This window comes from Micromonospora sp. IBHARD004, assembly GCF_052814115.1.
This window is the reverse complement of the sequence record NZ_CP199934.1, coordinates 3,361,987-3,377,275: the sequence shown is the minus strand read 5'-3', so window position 1 is coordinate 3,377,275 and position 15,289 is coordinate 3,361,987. Positions and strand designations below refer to the sequence as shown.

Sequence of the window (15,289 nt, the reverse complement as noted above, 5' to 3'; positions counted from 1 at the left end):
CCGGAGTGACGGCCGGCGCTCAACCGTCCCGGCCGCCCGGCGCCGGGGATTCCATCATCGCGGCGATGAGGGCGGCCACCGGCACGGTGGCGAAACCGACCCGGGCATCGCTGGCCCCGTACGGCAGCCACAGCTCGCCGGCGTGGACGAGCCCGCCGCAGGAGTAGACGACGTTAGGTACGTACCCGTCCCGGTCGGCCTTGTCGGGTGACAGGAGCGCACCGGGGAGCTGCGCGACAACCCGTTCCGGTCGATGCAGGTCGAGCAGCAGCGCGCCGATGGCGTACCGGCGCATCGGGCCGACCCCGTGGGTGAGCACGAGCCAGCCGGCATCGGTTTCGATGGGGGATCCGCAGTTGCCGACCTGGATCAGTTCCCAGCTGTCGCGGGGGGCGTGCAGCGGCACCGGGGGTTTCCACCGGTTCTCACCGTCCAGGCAGGTCAGACCGATGGTCTCACCGTCGGCGCGGCACAGTGCGAGGTGACGGCCGGCGACGGTACGGGGGAACAGCGCGATGCCCTTGTTGCGGGCGCCCGGCCCACGCATCGGGGTGATCTCGAAGCGGCGCAGGTCGCTGCTGGCCAGCGCACGGGTGGCGATGCGCCGTCCGTCGTAGGCGGTGTAGGTGGCCCGGTACAGCGGTCCCGACTCGTCCACGAACCTGACGAACCGGGCGTCCTCCAAGCCGTTGCTCTCCGCCGGGGTGGCCGGCCAGAGAACCCGTTCATGCAGAGCCGTGTCGGCGGAAAAGGTCGTGGCGTAACTGGCGGCGTTGGTGCGGCGCAGTTGTTCGAGGGTGCCCAGCCCGGCCCTGCGGGAGAGCAGGTCCGGTGGCAGGTTGCCGAGCACCCGCTCGAAGGTGGCCTCGTCGTACCGGTCGGGCAGGGCGTCCAGCACGGTGGCCGTGATCTCGTTGTCGCAGGCCTCCTCGGCCAAGCCGGCAGCGAGCAGGTCCCGGCGGTGCCGTACGCCCACCCGCTGACCGACAGCCAGGCGGCCGGACCGGTCGGCGACGGTGAGCCGGCGCCCGGGTCCGAGGACCGCGGTGGCGAACCCGATGGACGACAGGTGGCCCTCGCCGATCTGGCGCAGGCTGACCGCGACGCGCAGCTGCCCGGCACCCAGATCGGTCTGGTCGGGGTGGGCCACCATCGACGGGTTGCATAGCGCGGCGGCCTCGACCGCGTACTCGTGGCTGAAGTACGCGCCGACCAGCAGCCGGGTGGTGGGGGAAAGGTCCCGAGCCCGGGCGATGCGGTGCCGGACGAGGTCGTAGTGGTGGTGGAACGTGGCGTCCAGGTCCCGGTGCCGCGCACCGAAGCGGTGGAAGGTGTCCCGCAGCAGCCGGCCGGTCTCCTCCTCGTCAAGCTGCGCGACGCGGTCGATGAGCGCCTGCGCCCGGGTGCGCGCGACGGCGGCGTCCTCGCCGGGTACGAAGAGCTTGACGATGACCCGGCGTGGGTCCGGGCTGAGGGTGAGGTCCTGCCGGATGGCCAGGGTCCCGGTCACGACCACCGCCGGGCGTGCTGCAGGGTGGAGATGAGGGCGAGGGTCGACTCGGCGCCCTGGTTGAGGTTGGGTCCGTGCGGGGTCAACCCGTCGTAGCCGCCGCCGGTCGCCGGATCCCACATCGGGGTGCCGACGTCGTTGTCGCCGAGGAACCACCCGACGGCCTGCCGTACCCCTACCTCCCAGCCGGGGTCACCGGTGACCGTGGCGGCCGTGGCGCAGGCGTCGGCGAAGGCGGCAACCTCGATCGGCTGCTGGTCGTGGCGGAGCCGCACCGCACCACGTCCCCAACCGGCGGCCGGTACGACCGACAGCCGCCCGTCGCGCAGTTGGACGTCGCGCAGCCAGGCCAGCATCCGCAGGCTGCTGTCGAGCAGGGGACCGTCGTGGCGCAGCTCACTGGCGGCGATGACGACCTCCGCGAGGGCCGCGCTGGCGTAGGTAAGGCGCTGCTGCGGCCAGGGCCATCGCGGGTCCCCCTGCGGGGTGCCGATCGTGGTGGCCGCGTCGGCCAGCAGCGCGGCCGCGGCGGAATGCGTGGGGTGGCGGCGCAGCACCTCGACGGCGCCGAGCCCGGCGAAGGCCATGGCGTGTGGGGCCGGGCTGCGCCGCACGGCGCCCGCGCTGAAGGCGACCAGTGCCTCCTCCCGGATCCAGGCCGCGGGGCTGCGGGCGACGGCGGTGCCCAGGCCCCACAGCGCCCGGCCCCACCAGTCGCCGAGCCCGGGCTCGTCGGCCCAGCGCCGGTCGTGGTCGAGTCGGTTGTGGAAGGCGCCGCGGGCGTCCTGCGCGTGGGTCAGGAAGGCGAGGTAGCACTCCGCGAGCCGGAGCACGGCGCCGGTCGGCTCCGGCTCCCGGCTCGTGACGACCAGACCGCGGGCGACGTCGTCGGTGCAGTAGCCGTGTTCCCGGCGCACGATGGCGTGCCGGGCGTGTTCGAACAGCCCGGTGTCATCGCTCAACCGGCCCAGGTGAGCGAAGCTCGGCGCGGGCACGTCCAGGCGGTGGCCGGTGACCGGGCTGCCGGCCGTCGTGGTGGGACGGCCGACGGTCGCGGTCACGCCGACGCCGCGCTGACCACGGGCGGGCGGGCGGCGGTGAGCCGCTCCGCGAGGACGTCGTACCGGGCCGCCACCGCCGGCCAACGCAGCTCCGCGGCCGCCGGTCGGACGCGGCCGGCCAGCCGGGCGGCCAGACCCGGCTCGGTCAGGATCCGCCGGACCGCCGCGGCCAGCGCCGCCGGATCCTGATGGGGTACGACCAGACCGGGCCCGCCGGTGAGCAACTCGACGGCGTGCGGGAACGGCGTGGCCACGACGGGAACCCCGGCGGCCACCGCCTCGACGAGAACCCCCGAGGTGACCTGCTCACGGGAGTCGTACGGCAGCAGGACCACGTCGGCGGAGCGGATCAGCGCGCCGAGCGCGGCCGGGTCGTGGTAGACCGGCTGGTAGTCCACGGCGTGCGCGACACCCAACTGCGCGCCGAGCCGGTGCAGGCCCGCCCGGTACGCCTCCCCCTGGTGCTCGATCACCTTCGGGTGGGTCCGGCCCGCGACGGTGAAGGTGGGTGTCGGATCGAGGTCCTGCAACCGCGCGAGGGCCCGCAACGACCACTCGATGCCCTTGCCGGGCCCGAGCAACCCCCAGGTGAGCAGGTGCGGGCGGGTACGGCGTAGGACGGGCACGCCGACGTGGTCGGCGGCGCCGTGTGGGATGACCGTGACCTTCGCCGGGTCCACGGTGTAACCGACCAGTAGCCGGTCGCGGGCCGTGTCGGTCATCGTGACGACCGCCCCGGCGGCGGCGACGATCTGCTCCAGCAGGGACTTCTGCCGGGCGGAGGGCTGACGGAGCACGGTGTGCAGGACCACGATGCTCGGCACGGCGAGCCGGCGCAGCAGCGGCAGAACGTCCTCCCCGTCCCTACCGGGGTAGATGCCGTACTCGTGCTGGACGATGGCCACGCCGAAGGTGTTCAGGGCGGCGGCGGCGTCCCGCCAGCCGGCCGGGGTGCGCGCCGACCAGGTGTGCACGACCCCGGGCAGGGCGCGCTGGTCGTTGCTTCCATCGGTGACCCGCACGACGCCACCGCGCGTGCCGTCGGCGGTCAGGTGGGCGGCCAGGGCGGAGTTGAAGGTAGCCAGTCCGCACCGGGTCGGTGGGTGGGTGCTGAGGAAACCGTAGCTGGGCATGGATGTTGGGCCTTCCGGTTGTCGGCCGCCGCCAAGGGAAGGGCGGCGGACCTCACGCGGTGACGGCGCACGCCGGCCAGCGTGTGTGACCGGCGGAACGGGTTCGAGGCCGGGCCACCACGGGTGCGGGACCTGGCCGGGGTGAACCGGATCGAGCGGGGCCTGATTCGTCAGGAATCGTCGGTCGTTCGGCAGGTTCAGCGTTGCGGTCGGTGGGTGAGGTCGTCGTAGACGGCCAGGTAGTCGGTGACCATCCGGTCCGCGCCGAAGCGCTGCCGGGCCCGGGCCCGGCAGCCGGCACGGTCGAGGCCGGTGACCCGGGTGACGGCGTCGACGGCCTGCTCGACGGTGTGCACGAGAAATCCCGTCACCCCTTCGTCGATGACTTCCGGCATGGACCCCCGCGCGTACGCCACGACCGGCGTGCCACAGGCCATCGACTCCACCACCGACAGGCCGAACGGCTCGTCGAAGGCGATCGGGTGCAGCAGGGCGGTGCTGGCGCCCAGGATCTCAGCGCGTCGTCGGGGGCCCACCGCGCCGAGGAAGACCACCTGATCGCCGTCGATGTGCGGGGCCACCTGTTCGGTGAAGTACCGCTCGTCCTGCACGATGCCGCAGATGGTCAGGGGCCGGCCGGCGAGCCGGGCTATCTCGATGGCGGTGTGGATGCCCTTGTCGGGATGGATCCGGCCGAAGGCGACCAGTCCGGGGCCGGCGTCCCGGGTGAACGGCAGCCCGGTGAGGTCGACGCCGTGGTGCACCGTGGCGACGTAGTCGAGTCCGGCGATCCGGTCGGCGTCGGAGATCGACACGTAGGACGAGCGGGCCCTGGTGTAGGCGGGGAGGATGCCCACACCGGAGAAGCCGTGCACGGTGGTGAGCAGCGGAGCGCGGCAGTGCTCGGCGAAGGCCAGCGGCAGCCAGTCGAGGTGGTTGTGCACCAGGTCGAACTGCGCCGAGCGGGCCATCGCGTGCGAGACGTGCATCGCCTCCCACACCCGGCCGTCCATGCTCGGGTCGTCGGCGTACCCGCGGGGGCACACACCGTCGAGGGAGGCGGAGGTGACCGAGTCCAGCGTCGCGAAGAGTGTCACGTCAACGCCGCGTGTGGTCAGCCCCTCGGCGAGCAGGCCGGTCACCTGCTCCCAGGGGCCATAGTGGTAAGGGGGTGTCCGCCAGGCGACCGGCCCGAGCAGAGCCACTCTCACGGGGATGTCGCCTCGGCGAGGTCGGCCGGATCAAGACGCAGGGTCGCGAGCAGCCCGACGTGCTTGTCGGAGTCCACCCGCTCCGGCAACTCGCGCTCGACCCAGTCGGCCCTGGCCTGCTGGCCGCGCTCGCGTAGGGCTGCAACGATCCTGTGCTTGGCGATCCTCATCGTCTGCTCCCTTGTGAAGCCGTTCGTGGACGGTCATGGTCACCGGGTAGCGGTGTGGAGGCGCTGGTCGAATCCCCATCACCGGGGCGCCGAGGTGTGCGGCGGGCCTTCGAGCTCTCACCGTGACCGGCGAATCGTGCGGTACGGACGTGGCATCCCCAGGGGGCGGAGCCGGCGTGGCGGGCGCCTCAGATGTGGAATGTCGTCGAGTCTGGGACAACCCCAGGCTACGCCGGTCCGGCCCGGCGTGCCGGGCCTCATCTGAGGTGACCCCTGAGACGGGTCAGCGGTCAGCGAACACCGTGATGAGCACCATAGGCAGGAGCAGGACGGTCACCAGGAGGAACACCCGCATACGGAGCGCGCGGACGTCGACGGCCCGCCTGACCCGTACACCGAATGTCGAGGGGACGGATTCCCCTTTGACGGGCGGGGAAGGCCCGGTCGCGGCGATCGGACGAACGGCCATGACACCCTCTCCTGGTGATCTCAACGATCCGGCCCGGGTGCCTGAGCGGTCCGGGAGGATGACCGGTCACTGAGCATCCCGGCCCTGAGCTGGGCCAGGGAGCGCTTCAGCAGCCGGGAGACGTGCATGCTCGTTCAGCGACGGCAACCGGTAGACCTCGGAGGCGACGAGGGCGGCCAGGAGTTCGGCGACGGTCACCTCCAGGTGGTCAGCGAGCTCTCCGTCAGTCGGTTGGCGACCCCGTTGCTGCCCGAGCTCGCCCCGGGCGGCGGCCACCCGGCGACTCAGTTCCTGGGCTGCGCGCGGCACCCGGATCGCCCAGGCCGTGTCAGGGAAGTGCCGCCGGATGGCGCCGAGGATGGTCGGGATGGCGTAGCTGGCGAACGGCGTCCCTCGGTCGGTGTCGTATCCGTCGACGGCCTTGATCAGGGCGAGCGCGCCGACCTGTGCCAGGTCCTCGTAAGGCTCTCCGCGACCGGAGTAGCGGCGGGCCAGTCGACCGGCCATCGGCAGGTTGGCCTCAATGATCCGGGCTCGCAGCCGCGCGCGGTCGGGATCGTTGGCGATAAGGGCCGCGCGTCGACGCAGCAGTTGTTCGCTGTTCCCCGTTACCGCGTTCCGAGGCGGCGGAGGGAAAACTGCCGTCGCTGTCGCGATGGGGGTGATCATTGTTCAACGCCCCTTACGGGCTGGTGGCGGCGAGACTGGCGGCCACCGGGGACCCGGGCGACATGGCCACCGTACGCCTCATCTCGCGGATCGGCACCCTCCGCCGGCAGCACTCCCGGGAGCCGACTGTTCAGCGGGGCCGGCCCGGGGCCGGTCATCAGCCGGGCCGGTTGACGGCCGGTCCCGGCGCGAACTGCTCGGAGCCGTCGACGATCGCCTGGGACAGCTCGGACAGCCGCCGGTTGCGGCTGCGGGCGCCGTCCCGCAGCAGCGCGAAGGCTTCGCCCACGTCCACCCGAAGGCGTTCGGCCAGGACCCCCTTGGCCTGCTCGATCAGGACACGGCTGTTCAGTGCGGTCTGCAGCTGTTCGGCGAGGATGTCACGCCGGTGGATGGCGCGCTGTTGCAGCAGTCCGATGGTTGCCACGTCGGCGAGCGCCTGACCGATGCGGAGCTTGCCCTCGTCGAGGGCCCCCGGCTGGACATCGAAGAGGTTCAGCGCGCCGATGACCTCGGAGCGCAGGCGCATGGGCAGGGCGTGCACCGCAGCGAAGCCGACCTCGGCCGCGGCGGCGGTGAACCTTGGCCAGCGATTGGCGGTTGGCAGGTCGACCACCGACACCGCTTGACCGGTACGGAAGCAGTCCACGCAGGGACCCTGGTCGGTCTGGAGCTGGAACAGCTCCAGCAGTCGGGTGCGTTCGGAGGAGGCGGCGATCACCTGCAGCGTGTCCCGCTGGTCCGTCAGGAGCAGCCCGGCCGCCGACACCCCCAGCAGTTCGACACACCTCTCGGTCAGCACGTGCAGGAACTCGATCACGTCGAAATCGTCGACGAGAGTGTCGGCCATTTCCACGAACACGTCCGCCAGCTGGCTCTCGCCCATGTCACTCACCCTCGTCGTACCATAGTCCCGCCGGCTCTCCGGCGGTACGGGGCCGTGGTCCGCGCCGCCGCCTCGCGACGGCCGCAGTCGGGCTCTCACCCGGCCCCGCCATCCCGTGCGTCGTCGGTGGAGTCGAAACGCAGCCGGCGGGCAACCACGTCACCTGCCACATCCCGCAGGCGCCGCCCGTGGGAGTAGGCGAAGGCGCGTAACCGGATCAGCGCCACCGCCGCGGTCACCCCCAACTGGACCGTGACCATCCCCGTGGCCTGGTGCACCTCGGGATGCTGCAGACCGCCCTGCTCGGGCCAACGCTCGTCCCGGTCCGGCCGCGCGCCATCGAGCAGCACCGCGCACGCCGTGTCAGCCAACACCAGGGCGTCGGCCAGCTGCTCGCCGTCGAGGCCGCCAGACCGCGCACGGTAGAGGCCCAGTACACCGAGACGGATCCCGCCGACCTGGAGCGGCAGCGCGAACACCGCACGGACCCCGGCGAGCACCGCCGCCGGGGCGAACGCCGGCCAGCGGGCCAGGCATTCCGGCGCCGCCAGATCGGCGACCAGATCCGGGCCGCCGGTGATCGCGTCCACGCACGGACCCTCACCGAGGGTCAGGGCCAGCTCCTCCAGTTCCGACGCGGTCCGGTCACTGGCGAACAGCACCTCGCGTGGGGTGGCGCGCAGCGTCACCGCGACAGCGGCAGAGTCGACGCCGGCGACCGCCACCGACGCGGCGCAGACGTGCTCGACCGCGACCGTCCCGCCCCGGGCCACGTCCACGACCAGGGCCCACAGCCGGATCCTGCGATCGGAGTTCATCGGTTCGCCGTACCGGGATCGGCCCCGCGACCACAATCGGACGCGGTCAGTCGGAGCACAGGCACGCGGGTGCGAGAAGCGACTCGCAAGCGGGGACGGGTCCCGCTGATTCGCTCTTCCAAGACTGGCTCCGACCCGGATCGTCCGAAGCGGACATATGCCGTGCGGCTGACCGGGGTCCCGGGCGACGCTCTCACCGTACTCCTGGCTGGCGGCAGGCGGCGCGGGCCGCCAAGGCGGTCGCCGACACGATCGCCGCCGGGACCGCAGAAGCGTACGATGATAGTTGTCGCTCGGGACCCCGGTGGCTGACAGTTCGCCGCCGGCGGACGCACCCCACCGATCGAGGTCACCGTGTTGGCCGCCCGCCGTACGACATCAACTGGCCGCGTCGCCGGCCTCCTCGTGCGCCCCCTGGGCCCGGCCCATCCCGTCGCACCGGCGTTCCGGACTCGGACACCGCGTCACACGCCCGCCATCGCCCATGCCTGCGCTGGCTCCCCACGGCATTCAGGCATGTCAGCTGCTCCTTGGAAGGCGGCGGTTTGTGATGACCGCACCGCAGAACCATCCTGACCCGGTTCCCCCGATCAACGGCCACGACGGCACCGACACCGCTTCCCGCCCCACGCCGGACCGACCGGCGACGGCACGCTCGCGGATGGGCGGCCTGTGGGTCGCCGCCGTGGTGTTCGCGTTCGTGCTCCTGCTGCTCCTGATCTTCGTACTGCAGAACGGCCAGCGCGCCGAGGTGTCGTTCCTCGGCGCGCACGGGCACCTGCCCATGGGCGTTGCCCTGCTGCTGGCCGCGGTCTTCGGGATCCTGCTCGTCGCCCTCCCCGGCACCGCCCGCATCGTGCAACTCCGGATGCTCCAACGCCGTCCCGCCGGAAACCCCGACGCCCGACCCAGGCCCGGTCCGCGCTCCCCGACGGTGACCGGCACCGCCCGCGTTACGCCGCCGCGTACCTACCGCCAGGACAGGTGAGCCATGCCCACCACCGTGATCCCCCCGTCGCCGCCCTCCCGGCCCCGACTGTCCCTCGCTCCCACCAGGGGCCGGACGGTCCTGGACGGCGGATGGTGGCCGCGTTCCTGGGACCCGGTGGCCGAACTCCCCGGCCTCGTCCTCGCCCTGACCGAACGGCATGGCCGGATCCGGCACATCATGCTCAACATCCACACCTGGGACAGCCGGATCCGCCGGTTGGCGGTCGGACCGGACGTGGTCCGGATCGGCTGGTTCGACACCCTCGACCCCGCCCTGCTGGTCGCCACCACCGGCCGCGACGACCAGGTCGACCTGCTCGTCGTGCCACCCGGCACGACACCCGAGGCAGCCGAGCTGGCCATGGCCACCGCCGCCGACCCGACCAACCTCAGGCACGCACCCGACATCCTCACCACCGGACCGACCCCGCAGGACGCGACAACGACGACCAGCTCCGACGCGTACGCGGTGTGGGACAACGAGGGCGGCAGCCCCGCGTCGGGCGGAATCCACCGAGGCCACACCGAATCCACCACCCGTCCCCGCACGGGAGTGCCCGCATGAACGCACTAGAGACAACCGGCTACGACCCGGGTGCTCGCCAACCCCCGAATGGGATGTGCGGCGACGACGGCTGTCAGCGAGCCGCGAGTCGTGAGTCAGTTGGCGGCAAGCGGCAGGCAGTCAATCAGTCGGTCGGTGTGTGGAAGGAAGTTCTGGCGTGTGCCGGCGGTTCGGTTCCCAGCGCGACGGCGAGTTCACGACCGAGGAGATCGTCATAGGCGGTGCCGAGGGTCGGCGTAGGGCCGTTGATCTCGCGGAGCCGGTCTGCGGCCCGGCGAGCGGCGATGGAGGTCACCCAGGCGGTGCCGTCGAGCTGGCGGGAGGCGGGCATCGGCGCGAGCCGCCACACCTCGACGAACACCGCCCGGGTCACCGCCACGGCGATCGCCGGGCTGCCGAGGTTCTCACACACCTGAGCGAAGACCGCGCGGACGAGACGACGGTGGAAACGGCGGAAAGCGGCGTGGTCGCGGTCGGCGATCCGCTTGACGAGATCGTTGACGGACTCAGTGCCCGGCACGACGTAGATGCGTGGGACAGCCATCCGATGCTCCTGGTGGTGTGCCTGCGGTTGGGGCACCGCCAGGGACCAGGGCAGCTACTGCGTCCCTCACCCTACGCCACCGGTCAAACCACGGAGCGCTCCGTTGTCCAGCTTCCGCAGCGCGGCGACGCGCGTATTTCATCCTATTGGGCCGAGAAGCGCCGTTATTGTTAGGTGTGGCCGCGTCTGAGTTCATCCGGCCGGCGAAATTTCGCCACCGAAGGGTGCCACCGATTCCCGCTAGCCTGCGGTCGACCAGAGCCGGCAGCCGGTGACGACCAACCGAGCGGTGGGGCTGGCGCGCAAGGGCGAGGGTCCGCAGCGAGCGACACTGCTGGAGTTGCTTCTTGATCTGGTATTCGTCGCCGCACTCGCTCTGACTTCACAGACGCTGGCAAGGAATCTCGACCGGGGGCGGCATTTTTCAAACCCTGGTGCTGCTGATGGCGATCTGGTGGGTCTGGTCCGTCACCGCACTAGCAACCGACCTCTACGCCATGGTGTTCGTGAGCGCGTACGTGGCGATCCACGTTGGCCGAGGCCTCTTCCTGGCGTCCGCGCTCCACGGCCGCCAGGCGCAACTACACGCCGGGCGGTTCATCTTCTGGTTTGTTGTCTCCGCCGCACCATGGCTCACTGGCGGTCTCGTGGAAGGCACGGCGCGCGGCCTACTGTGGTCGACAGCGCTCGCCATCGATTACGGAACGGCCTGGCGTCGTTACCCCACGCCCCGACTCGGTCGGGTGCCCACGTCACAGTACGAGGTGGCAGCCGACCACCTGGCCGAGCGCTACCAGCAGTTCTTCACCCTCGCCCTCGGCGATCTCATCCTCGTGACCACTCTGATCTACGCCGATAACGAGTTCACGGCCGACCGGACCGGGGCGCTCCTGGTCGCGTTCGCCACGACAGTGCTGCTGTGGCAGATCTACGTCCACCGCGCCGGGGCACTGCTACAAGCAGCCATCGAAGCCTCCCACGACCCGGGCCGATTCGTGAGGTCTGCACCGTACACCCACCTGCTCATGGTGGCCGGCGTGGTCGCCGCCGCCGCCGGTTTCGAAATTGTCATCGCCCATCCCACCGAGGACACCACGCCCGGGCTGGTCGGCGTCGTTCTCGGCGGACCCGCGTTGTTCCTGGCCGGGCGGGCCCGATTCGAGTACGAGGTATTCAGCTGGGTGTCGCCGTCCCGGCTGGTCGGGCTGCTCGTGCTGGCCGTCGCGGCGCCCGCGATGGTGCTCGTACCCCCACTGGTGGTCGCCGTCGTGGGCGCCCTCGTACTGGCCGGGATCGCCGTCGCGGACGCCGTTCGCGCCCATGGAGGCCCGCCCGAGCCACCATCACCCGCCTTCTAGCTGTAGACCCCCGCCAGTCCGAGTCGGCGCGACCAACATCCTGGAACGTCACTGGCGGCCGTTGGCTGCGACGAGGCCGGCGTCGGGTACGTCGGCCGGTTCGGGTTCTCGAACCGATTGTCCGCTGCGACCCACGCTGTGCAGGTGGTGCAGCGCTTGCCGGTAGGAGTCGAGGAGGGTGGTCTCGACGTAGGGCAGGCCGTGCTCGAGGCAGTAGGCGCGGACGATGGGCCGGGCGTGGCGTAGTGAAGCGCGGGGCATGCTGGGGAACAGGTGGTGTTCGATCTGGTGGTTCAGGCCGCCGAGCAGGAAGTCGATCAACCAGTTGCCACGGACGTTGCGGGAGGTGAGGACCTGGCGGCGAAGAAAATCCGTGTCGTCGTCCTCGGTGAGGATCGGCATGCCCTTGTGGTTGGGGGCGAAGGCACATCCCAGGTACGCACCGAACAGGCCCTGGTGAACGACGACGAAGACCAACGCCCGCCACGGGGACAACACCGCGACGACCGCGGTGAGGTACACGGCGGCGTGCAGCCCGAGCAACAGCGCCTCCCGGCCACGCTCCCGATAGGTGGAGCGTGACAACGCCCGGACGCTGGCCACGTGCAGGGAGACGGCCTCGAGCAGCAGCATCGGAAAGAACAGGAAGCCCTGGTAGCGAGCGAGCAGCCGGCCAGCACCGCGCCGCGCACCGGCCTGCGTGCGCGTGAACACGAGGCCTTCTCCCGAGATATCGGGGTCGAGGCCCTCCTGGTTGGGGTGGGCGTGGTGGCGGTGGTGTTTGTCGACCCACCAGCCGAAGGCCAGACCGATCGCCAGGTTGCCGTGCAACAGCCCGACCAGATGGTTGGCGCGTCGGGACCGGAAGATCTGCCGGTGGCCGGCGTCGTGGCCGAGGAACCCGGTCTGGGTGAAGACCACGGCCAGGAACACCGCGGTGACCAGTTGCCACCACGAGTCCCCCAGCAGCACGAAGATCGTCCATCCGGCGACAACCAACGCGGCGTTGATTGCGATCTTGATCGTGTAGTAGGTCGGGCGCCGGTCGAGCAGGCCTGCCTGCCGCACCCGGGTCAACAGTTCGGCATACTCGCTGCCGCGACGGCGCTGCAATCCGGGCCGCACCTGCGCCATGGTCGAATCGATGCTGCTCACGGGTCCTCCCGGCAATCGACGCTCAAGCACGCCGCCGGGGTCTGGAGCCAACGCTTCCCTCAGCCTACTCCGCCACCCGTACGGCTGACCTGAACGGCGCGACCAAACGCCCGGCCAGACTGCGAGTAGGCGGACGAGGGCTCCGGGGGGCTCGGCCTGGCGCGGTCATCTGGCAGAGGTCGGCTGGCGGTCGCGTTCCTGTGAGCGTCTGACCTCCGCCTCGGCTTCGGTCCGGCCGGCCCAGATCCCGCGTTCGATGTCGACGCTTTTGCCCGGCTCCAGGTCCTTGTACACCTCGAAGAAGTGTTGGATCTCCAGCTTGTGGAAGTGTTCCAGATCCGTGATGTCGCCGAGGTACGCGAGGCGGGGGTCAGCCGTGGGCACGCACAGCACCTTCGGGTCGGGCCCCTTCTCGTCCCGCATGCGGAACATGCCGATGGCCCGGCATCGGATGAGGCAGCCGGGAAAGGTCGGTTCCTGTACCAGCACCAGCGCGTCGAGAGGGTCGGTGTCTTCGCCGAGGGTGTGTTCGATGAAGCCGTAGTCGGCCGGGTACTGGGTAGCGGTGAACAGGGTGCGATCCAACCGGATCCGACCGGTCTGGCGATCCATCTGGTACTTGTTGCGTGTTCCCTTGGGGATCTCGATGGTGACGTCGAACTCCATGCCGTTGCTCCGCTCTTCGGACCTTCAGTTCGTGACCGGCTATCAGCCCGGTCGGTGATGAACACGGCGATCTCGCTGCCGTGCGAGTGTCGGACACCGACAACGACACGGCGGGCCAGTAGCTGTAACGACTGGTTCGGCGGGCGAACGCGGGCACCCGAGAGTGTTCCGCCGCGGTTGGGGCCCGCCGGCATCCGACCGACGCGGGAGTGCTGCGGTTAGGTCAGGTCGCCCAGGAGTGAGGTGATCAACAGAGGTAGGAGCAGGGCGAGTACCAAGAGAAGTACCCGGAGCGTTCAGATCTGGACCGGCGCTGTGAGTTGTCGATCGGGCTGAAGGTGGCCGCCTTCGGGTTCCCAGACGGCTACGTCGTCGCCGTATCGTGCCAACCGTCGCGGGCGAAAACTGGGCAATGTGGGCAGAATATCGGCGGCCCGGGTGGTGTTGCCGGGGCGGGAAGCGGCCAGCAGGGCGGCCGTCGCCACAGCGTAAGTAGTCTCCGGCGGTATCACGGCCAGGTCGATCCGCAGATCCCGTGGGCCTGTGACGATCACCAGCGCGGCCCCGGGGGTGGTGAACCAGCCCAGCCGCACCGTGGGGCCGCCGACGCCGATCCGGCATGGATGCCTGTCCCAGGCCGCCGGCCGCAGCATGATCCGTTCGATCCCACACGACTCAAGCGAGTCAGGGGGTGTCGAGCGGATCGCTGGGGACGGCACGGCCCTTCAGACGACTCTGAAGGGCCGTCGCTCGCACCCTTCCCCGAGAGGCGTACCAGCCCTCTTCGACAACCCCGGCGATCTGCGCTGCGGCCGGGTCGCTTGACCGGGCTCGACGAATTGACTCGTTCGAGTCCGCCGAAGAGCTCACCCAGCAGAAGGCCCTGGTCAGGGCTCTGCGGGTGGGATCGCCGGTCCAGAAGGCAGGACGGGCTCGACACGCTGAGACCGACGTGCGCAGAGACGCACGCCGACCGGCTCTGACCAGCGGAACCATGTCACCGCAGGTAGAAGCCGCTGCACTAGCTGCCCTGGGAGCACCTTCGCCCTTCACAGCACATCGCCCGGAACCGGAACACCGTGTGCCCGTTCGAAACCACGCAGGTGGGGTACCCGCCGACGGCTCCCGCTCCCAGGCGTGGGGTCCCGGAAGGAAAGGGCGGCAATGACCAGAATCGGCATCATCATCGGCAGCACCCGGCCCGGCCGCAACGGGGAGACGGTGGCCCGCTGGGTGCACGACATCGCCAGTAAGCGCGTCGACGCCGAGTACGAACTCGTCGACATCAAGGACTTCGACCTGCCCCACCTCGACGAGATGGCGCCACCGTCGCTCGGGCAGTACACCCAGCCACACACCCTGAGGTGGGCCGAAAAGGTCGCCTCGTTCGACGGGTACGTCTTCGTGACGCCGGAGTACAACCACTCCACGTCCGGGGCGCTGAAGAACGCGATCGACTTCCTCTACGCCGAGTGGAACAACAAGGCGGCCGGGTTCGTCAGCTATGGCAGCGTCGGCGGCACCCGCGCCGTGGAGCACCTGCGCCTGGTGGTGGCCGAGTTGCAGATCGCGGACGTGCGGGCGCAGGTCGCACTCTCGCTCTTCACCGACTTCGAGAACTTCAGCGTCTTCAAGCCCGGCCCTCATCAGGTGGATGCGGTGAACACGATGCTCGACCAGTTGGCGGCCTGGAGCGGCGCGTTGGCAACCCTGCGGGCTGGCACGACGATGGCGACCCCCCAGTCCAGCGCGTAGCCGGGGGAGCGCGTGGGTCTGTCAAAACTGGTCGGGAACGCGATGAAGCTCGCCGCGGACGATGCGCAGAGCGTGGTCATACCCGGCTACGGCCACACCCCGCCGAGGAGATGCTGGCGGCGCTGACCGCGCTCCTGGCCCCGTACCGCAACTGACCGGACCCGGCGCACAACCCCAGGCCGCATGTTGCCGCGGCGTTCCGGTCGTTTCGGTAGGTCTCCGTGTTCGAACGTCTGCACCTGCCCTCGCTCGGCGGAGCCGACGAGTGGCTCAATTCCGAGCCAACCGGCCCCGCCGAGCTGCGCGGGCACGTCGTCCTCGTGGACGCT

At 70.5% G+C, this 15,289-nt stretch carries 16 protein-coding genes; 4 read left to right on the top strand and 12 right to left on the bottom strand.

The window, feature by feature from the left end:
- Positions 1 to 19 precede the first annotated feature (19 nt).
- From ACTWO6_RS16395 to ACTWO6_RS16360, 8 genes are all read right to left on the bottom strand, one after another.
- Positions 20 to 1,510, bottom strand: coding sequence for a glycoside hydrolase family 130 protein (locus tag ACTWO6_RS16395; RefSeq protein ID WP_446220473.1), 1,491 nt, complete (start codon positions 1,508 to 1,510; stop codon positions 20 to 22).
- The gene (locus tag ACTWO6_RS16390) at positions 1,507 to 2,571 is read right to left on the bottom strand and encodes a glycosyltransferase (protein WP_446220472.1); all 1,065 of its coding nucleotides are present in this window, start codon (positions 2,569 to 2,571) and stop codon (positions 1,507 to 1,509) included. The genes ACTWO6_RS16395 and ACTWO6_RS16390 overlap by 4 nt, the downstream gene beginning before the upstream one ends.
- Positions 2,568 to 3,704, bottom strand: coding sequence for a glycosyltransferase (locus ACTWO6_RS16385; RefSeq protein WP_446220471.1), 1,137 nt, complete (start codon positions 3,702 to 3,704; stop codon positions 2,568 to 2,570). Before ACTWO6_RS16385 ends, ACTWO6_RS16390 begins: the two co-directional genes overlap by 4 nt.
- Positions 3,705 to 3,901: 197 nt before the next feature.
- Positions 3,902 to 4,915, bottom strand: coding sequence for a glycosyltransferase family 4 protein (locus ACTWO6_RS16380; protein ID WP_446220470.1), 1,014 nt, complete (start codon positions 4,913 to 4,915; stop codon positions 3,902 to 3,904).
- The gene (locus ACTWO6_RS16375) at positions 4,912 to 5,085 is read right to left on the bottom strand and encodes a hypothetical protein (protein ID WP_406045751.1); all 174 of its coding nucleotides are present in this window, start codon (positions 5,083 to 5,085) and stop codon (positions 4,912 to 4,914) included. The genes ACTWO6_RS16380 and ACTWO6_RS16375 overlap by 4 nt, the downstream gene beginning before the upstream one ends.
- A 535-nt stretch (positions 5,086 to 5,620) precedes the next feature.
- Positions 5,621 to 6,223 (bottom strand): sigma-70 family RNA polymerase sigma factor, encoded by a 603-nt coding sequence (locus ACTWO6_RS16370; RefSeq protein ID WP_446220469.1) that lies wholly within the window; start codon positions 6,221 to 6,223, stop codon positions 5,621 to 5,623.
- A 157-nt stretch (positions 6,224 to 6,380) separates the two neighbouring features.
- Positions 6,381 to 7,109 (bottom strand): GAF and ANTAR domain-containing protein, encoded by a 729-nt coding sequence (locus ACTWO6_RS16365; protein ID WP_446220468.1) that lies wholly within the window; start codon positions 7,107 to 7,109, stop codon positions 6,381 to 6,383.
- Positions 7,110 to 7,204: 95 nt separating this feature from the next.
- Entirely contained in the window at positions 7,205 to 7,927 is a 723-nt protein-coding gene (locus ACTWO6_RS16360) for a GAF and ANTAR domain-containing protein (RefSeq protein WP_446220467.1), read from the bottom strand.
- Positions 7,928 to 8,477: 550 nt separating this feature from the next.
- Between ACTWO6_RS16360 and ACTWO6_RS16355 the strand changes: the two genes are divergently transcribed.
- Positions 8,478 to 8,915 (top strand): LapA family protein, encoded by a 438-nt coding sequence (locus tag ACTWO6_RS16355; RefSeq protein ID WP_446220466.1) that lies wholly within the window; start codon positions 8,478 to 8,480, stop codon positions 8,913 to 8,915.
- Positions 8,916 to 8,918: 3 nt separating this feature from the next.
- The gene (locus ACTWO6_RS16350) at positions 8,919 to 9,482 is read left to right on the top strand and encodes a DUF5994 family protein (protein WP_446220465.1); all 564 of its coding nucleotides are present in this window, start codon (positions 8,919 to 8,921) and stop codon (positions 9,480 to 9,482) included.
- Between the two features lie 124 nt (positions 9,483 to 9,606).
- Here ACTWO6_RS16350 and ACTWO6_RS16345 read toward each other — a convergent pair whose 3' ends face one another.
- Entirely contained in the window at positions 9,607 to 10,026 is a 420-nt protein-coding gene (locus ACTWO6_RS16345) for a hypothetical protein (RefSeq protein WP_446220464.1), read from the bottom strand.
- Positions 10,027 to 10,469: 443 nt separating this feature from the next.
- On the opposite strand from ACTWO6_RS16345, the gene ACTWO6_RS16340 reads away from it, so the two are divergent.
- A complete protein-coding gene (locus ACTWO6_RS16340; protein WP_446220463.1) occupies positions 10,470 to 11,384 on the top strand; it encodes a low temperature requirement protein A in 915 nt (304 codons plus the stop codon).
- Between the two features lie 48 nt (positions 11,385 to 11,432).
- Here ACTWO6_RS16340 and ACTWO6_RS16335 read toward each other — a convergent pair whose 3' ends face one another.
- The 3 genes from ACTWO6_RS16335 to ACTWO6_RS16325 all read right to left on the bottom strand — a co-directional run bounded on the left by ACTWO6_RS16335 (position 11,433) and on the right by ACTWO6_RS16325 (position 13,858).
- On the bottom strand, positions 11,433 to 12,518 hold the full coding sequence (locus ACTWO6_RS16335; RefSeq protein WP_446220681.1) for a fatty acid desaturase family protein: 1,086 nt from the start codon (positions 12,516 to 12,518) through the stop codon (positions 11,433 to 11,435).
- Positions 12,519 to 12,704: 186 nt separating this feature from the next.
- Positions 12,705 to 13,205 carry an inorganic diphosphatase gene (locus tag ACTWO6_RS16330; protein WP_446220462.1) on the bottom strand — a complete coding sequence of 167 codons (501 nt, stop codon included), beginning with the start codon at positions 13,203 to 13,205 and terminating at the stop codon, positions 12,705 to 12,707.
- 296 nt (positions 13,206 to 13,501) lie between these two features.
- Positions 13,502 to 13,858 (bottom strand): DUF5994 family protein, encoded by a 357-nt coding sequence (locus ACTWO6_RS16325; protein WP_446220461.1) that lies wholly within the window; start codon positions 13,856 to 13,858, stop codon positions 13,502 to 13,504.
- A gap of 511 nt (positions 13,859 to 14,369) precedes the next feature.
- Between ACTWO6_RS16325 and ACTWO6_RS16320 the strand changes: the two genes are divergently transcribed.
- The gene (locus ACTWO6_RS16320) at positions 14,370 to 14,960 is read left to right on the top strand and encodes an NADPH-dependent FMN reductase (RefSeq protein WP_446220460.1); all 591 of its coding nucleotides are present in this window, start codon (positions 14,370 to 14,372) and stop codon (positions 14,958 to 14,960) included.
- Positions 14,961 to 15,289 lie beyond the last annotated feature (329 nt).

Excerpts from the sequence above, each read along its gene's own strand:
- ACTWO6_RS16360 (WP_446220467.1), bottom strand. The coding sequence starts at position 7,927 with ATGAACTCCGATCGCAGGATCCGGCTGTGGGCCCTGGTCGTGGACGTG.
- ACTWO6_RS16355 (WP_446220466.1), top strand. The coding sequence starts at position 8,478 with ATGACCGCACCGCAGAACCATCCTGACCCGGTTCCCCCGATCAACGGC.
- ACTWO6_RS16320 (WP_446220460.1), top strand. The coding sequence starts at position 14,370 with ATGACCAGAATCGGCATCATCATCGGCAGCACCCGGCCCGGCCGCAAC.
- ACTWO6_RS16365 (WP_446220468.1), bottom strand. The coding sequence starts at position 7,109 with ATGGGCGAGAGCCAGCTGGCGGACGTGTTCGTGGAAATGGCCGACACT.
- ACTWO6_RS16330 (WP_446220462.1), bottom strand. The coding sequence starts at position 13,205 with ATGGAGTTCGACGTCACCATCGAGATCCCCAAGGGAACACGCAACAAG.
- ACTWO6_RS16325 (WP_446220461.1), bottom strand. The coding sequence starts at position 13,858 with ATGCTGCGGCCGGCGGCCTGGGACAGGCATCCATGCCGGATCGGCGTC.
- ACTWO6_RS16385 (WP_446220471.1), bottom strand. The coding sequence starts at position 3,704 with ATGCCCAGCTACGGTTTCCTCAGCACCCACCCACCGACCCGGTGCGGA.
- ACTWO6_RS16350 (WP_446220465.1), top strand. The coding sequence starts at position 8,919 with ATGCCCACCACCGTGATCCCCCCGTCGCCGCCCTCCCGGCCCCGACTG.
- ACTWO6_RS16340 (WP_446220463.1), top strand. The coding sequence starts at position 10,470 with ATGGCGATCTGGTGGGTCTGGTCCGTCACCGCACTAGCAACCGACCTC.
- ACTWO6_RS16335 (WP_446220681.1), bottom strand. The coding sequence starts at position 12,518 with ATGGCGCAGGTGCGGCCCGGATTGCAGCGCCGTCGCGGCAGCGAGTAT.
- ACTWO6_RS16345 (WP_446220464.1), bottom strand. The coding sequence starts at position 10,026 with ATGGCTGTCCCACGCATCTACGTCGTGCCGGGCACTGAGTCCGTCAAC.
- ACTWO6_RS16370 (WP_446220469.1), bottom strand. The coding sequence starts at position 6,223 with ATGATCACCCCCATCGCGACAGCGACGGCAGTTTTCCCTCCGCCGCCT.
- ACTWO6_RS16375 (WP_406045751.1), bottom strand. The coding sequence starts at position 5,085 with ATGAGGATCGCCAAGCACAGGATCGTTGCAGCCCTACGCGAGCGCGGC.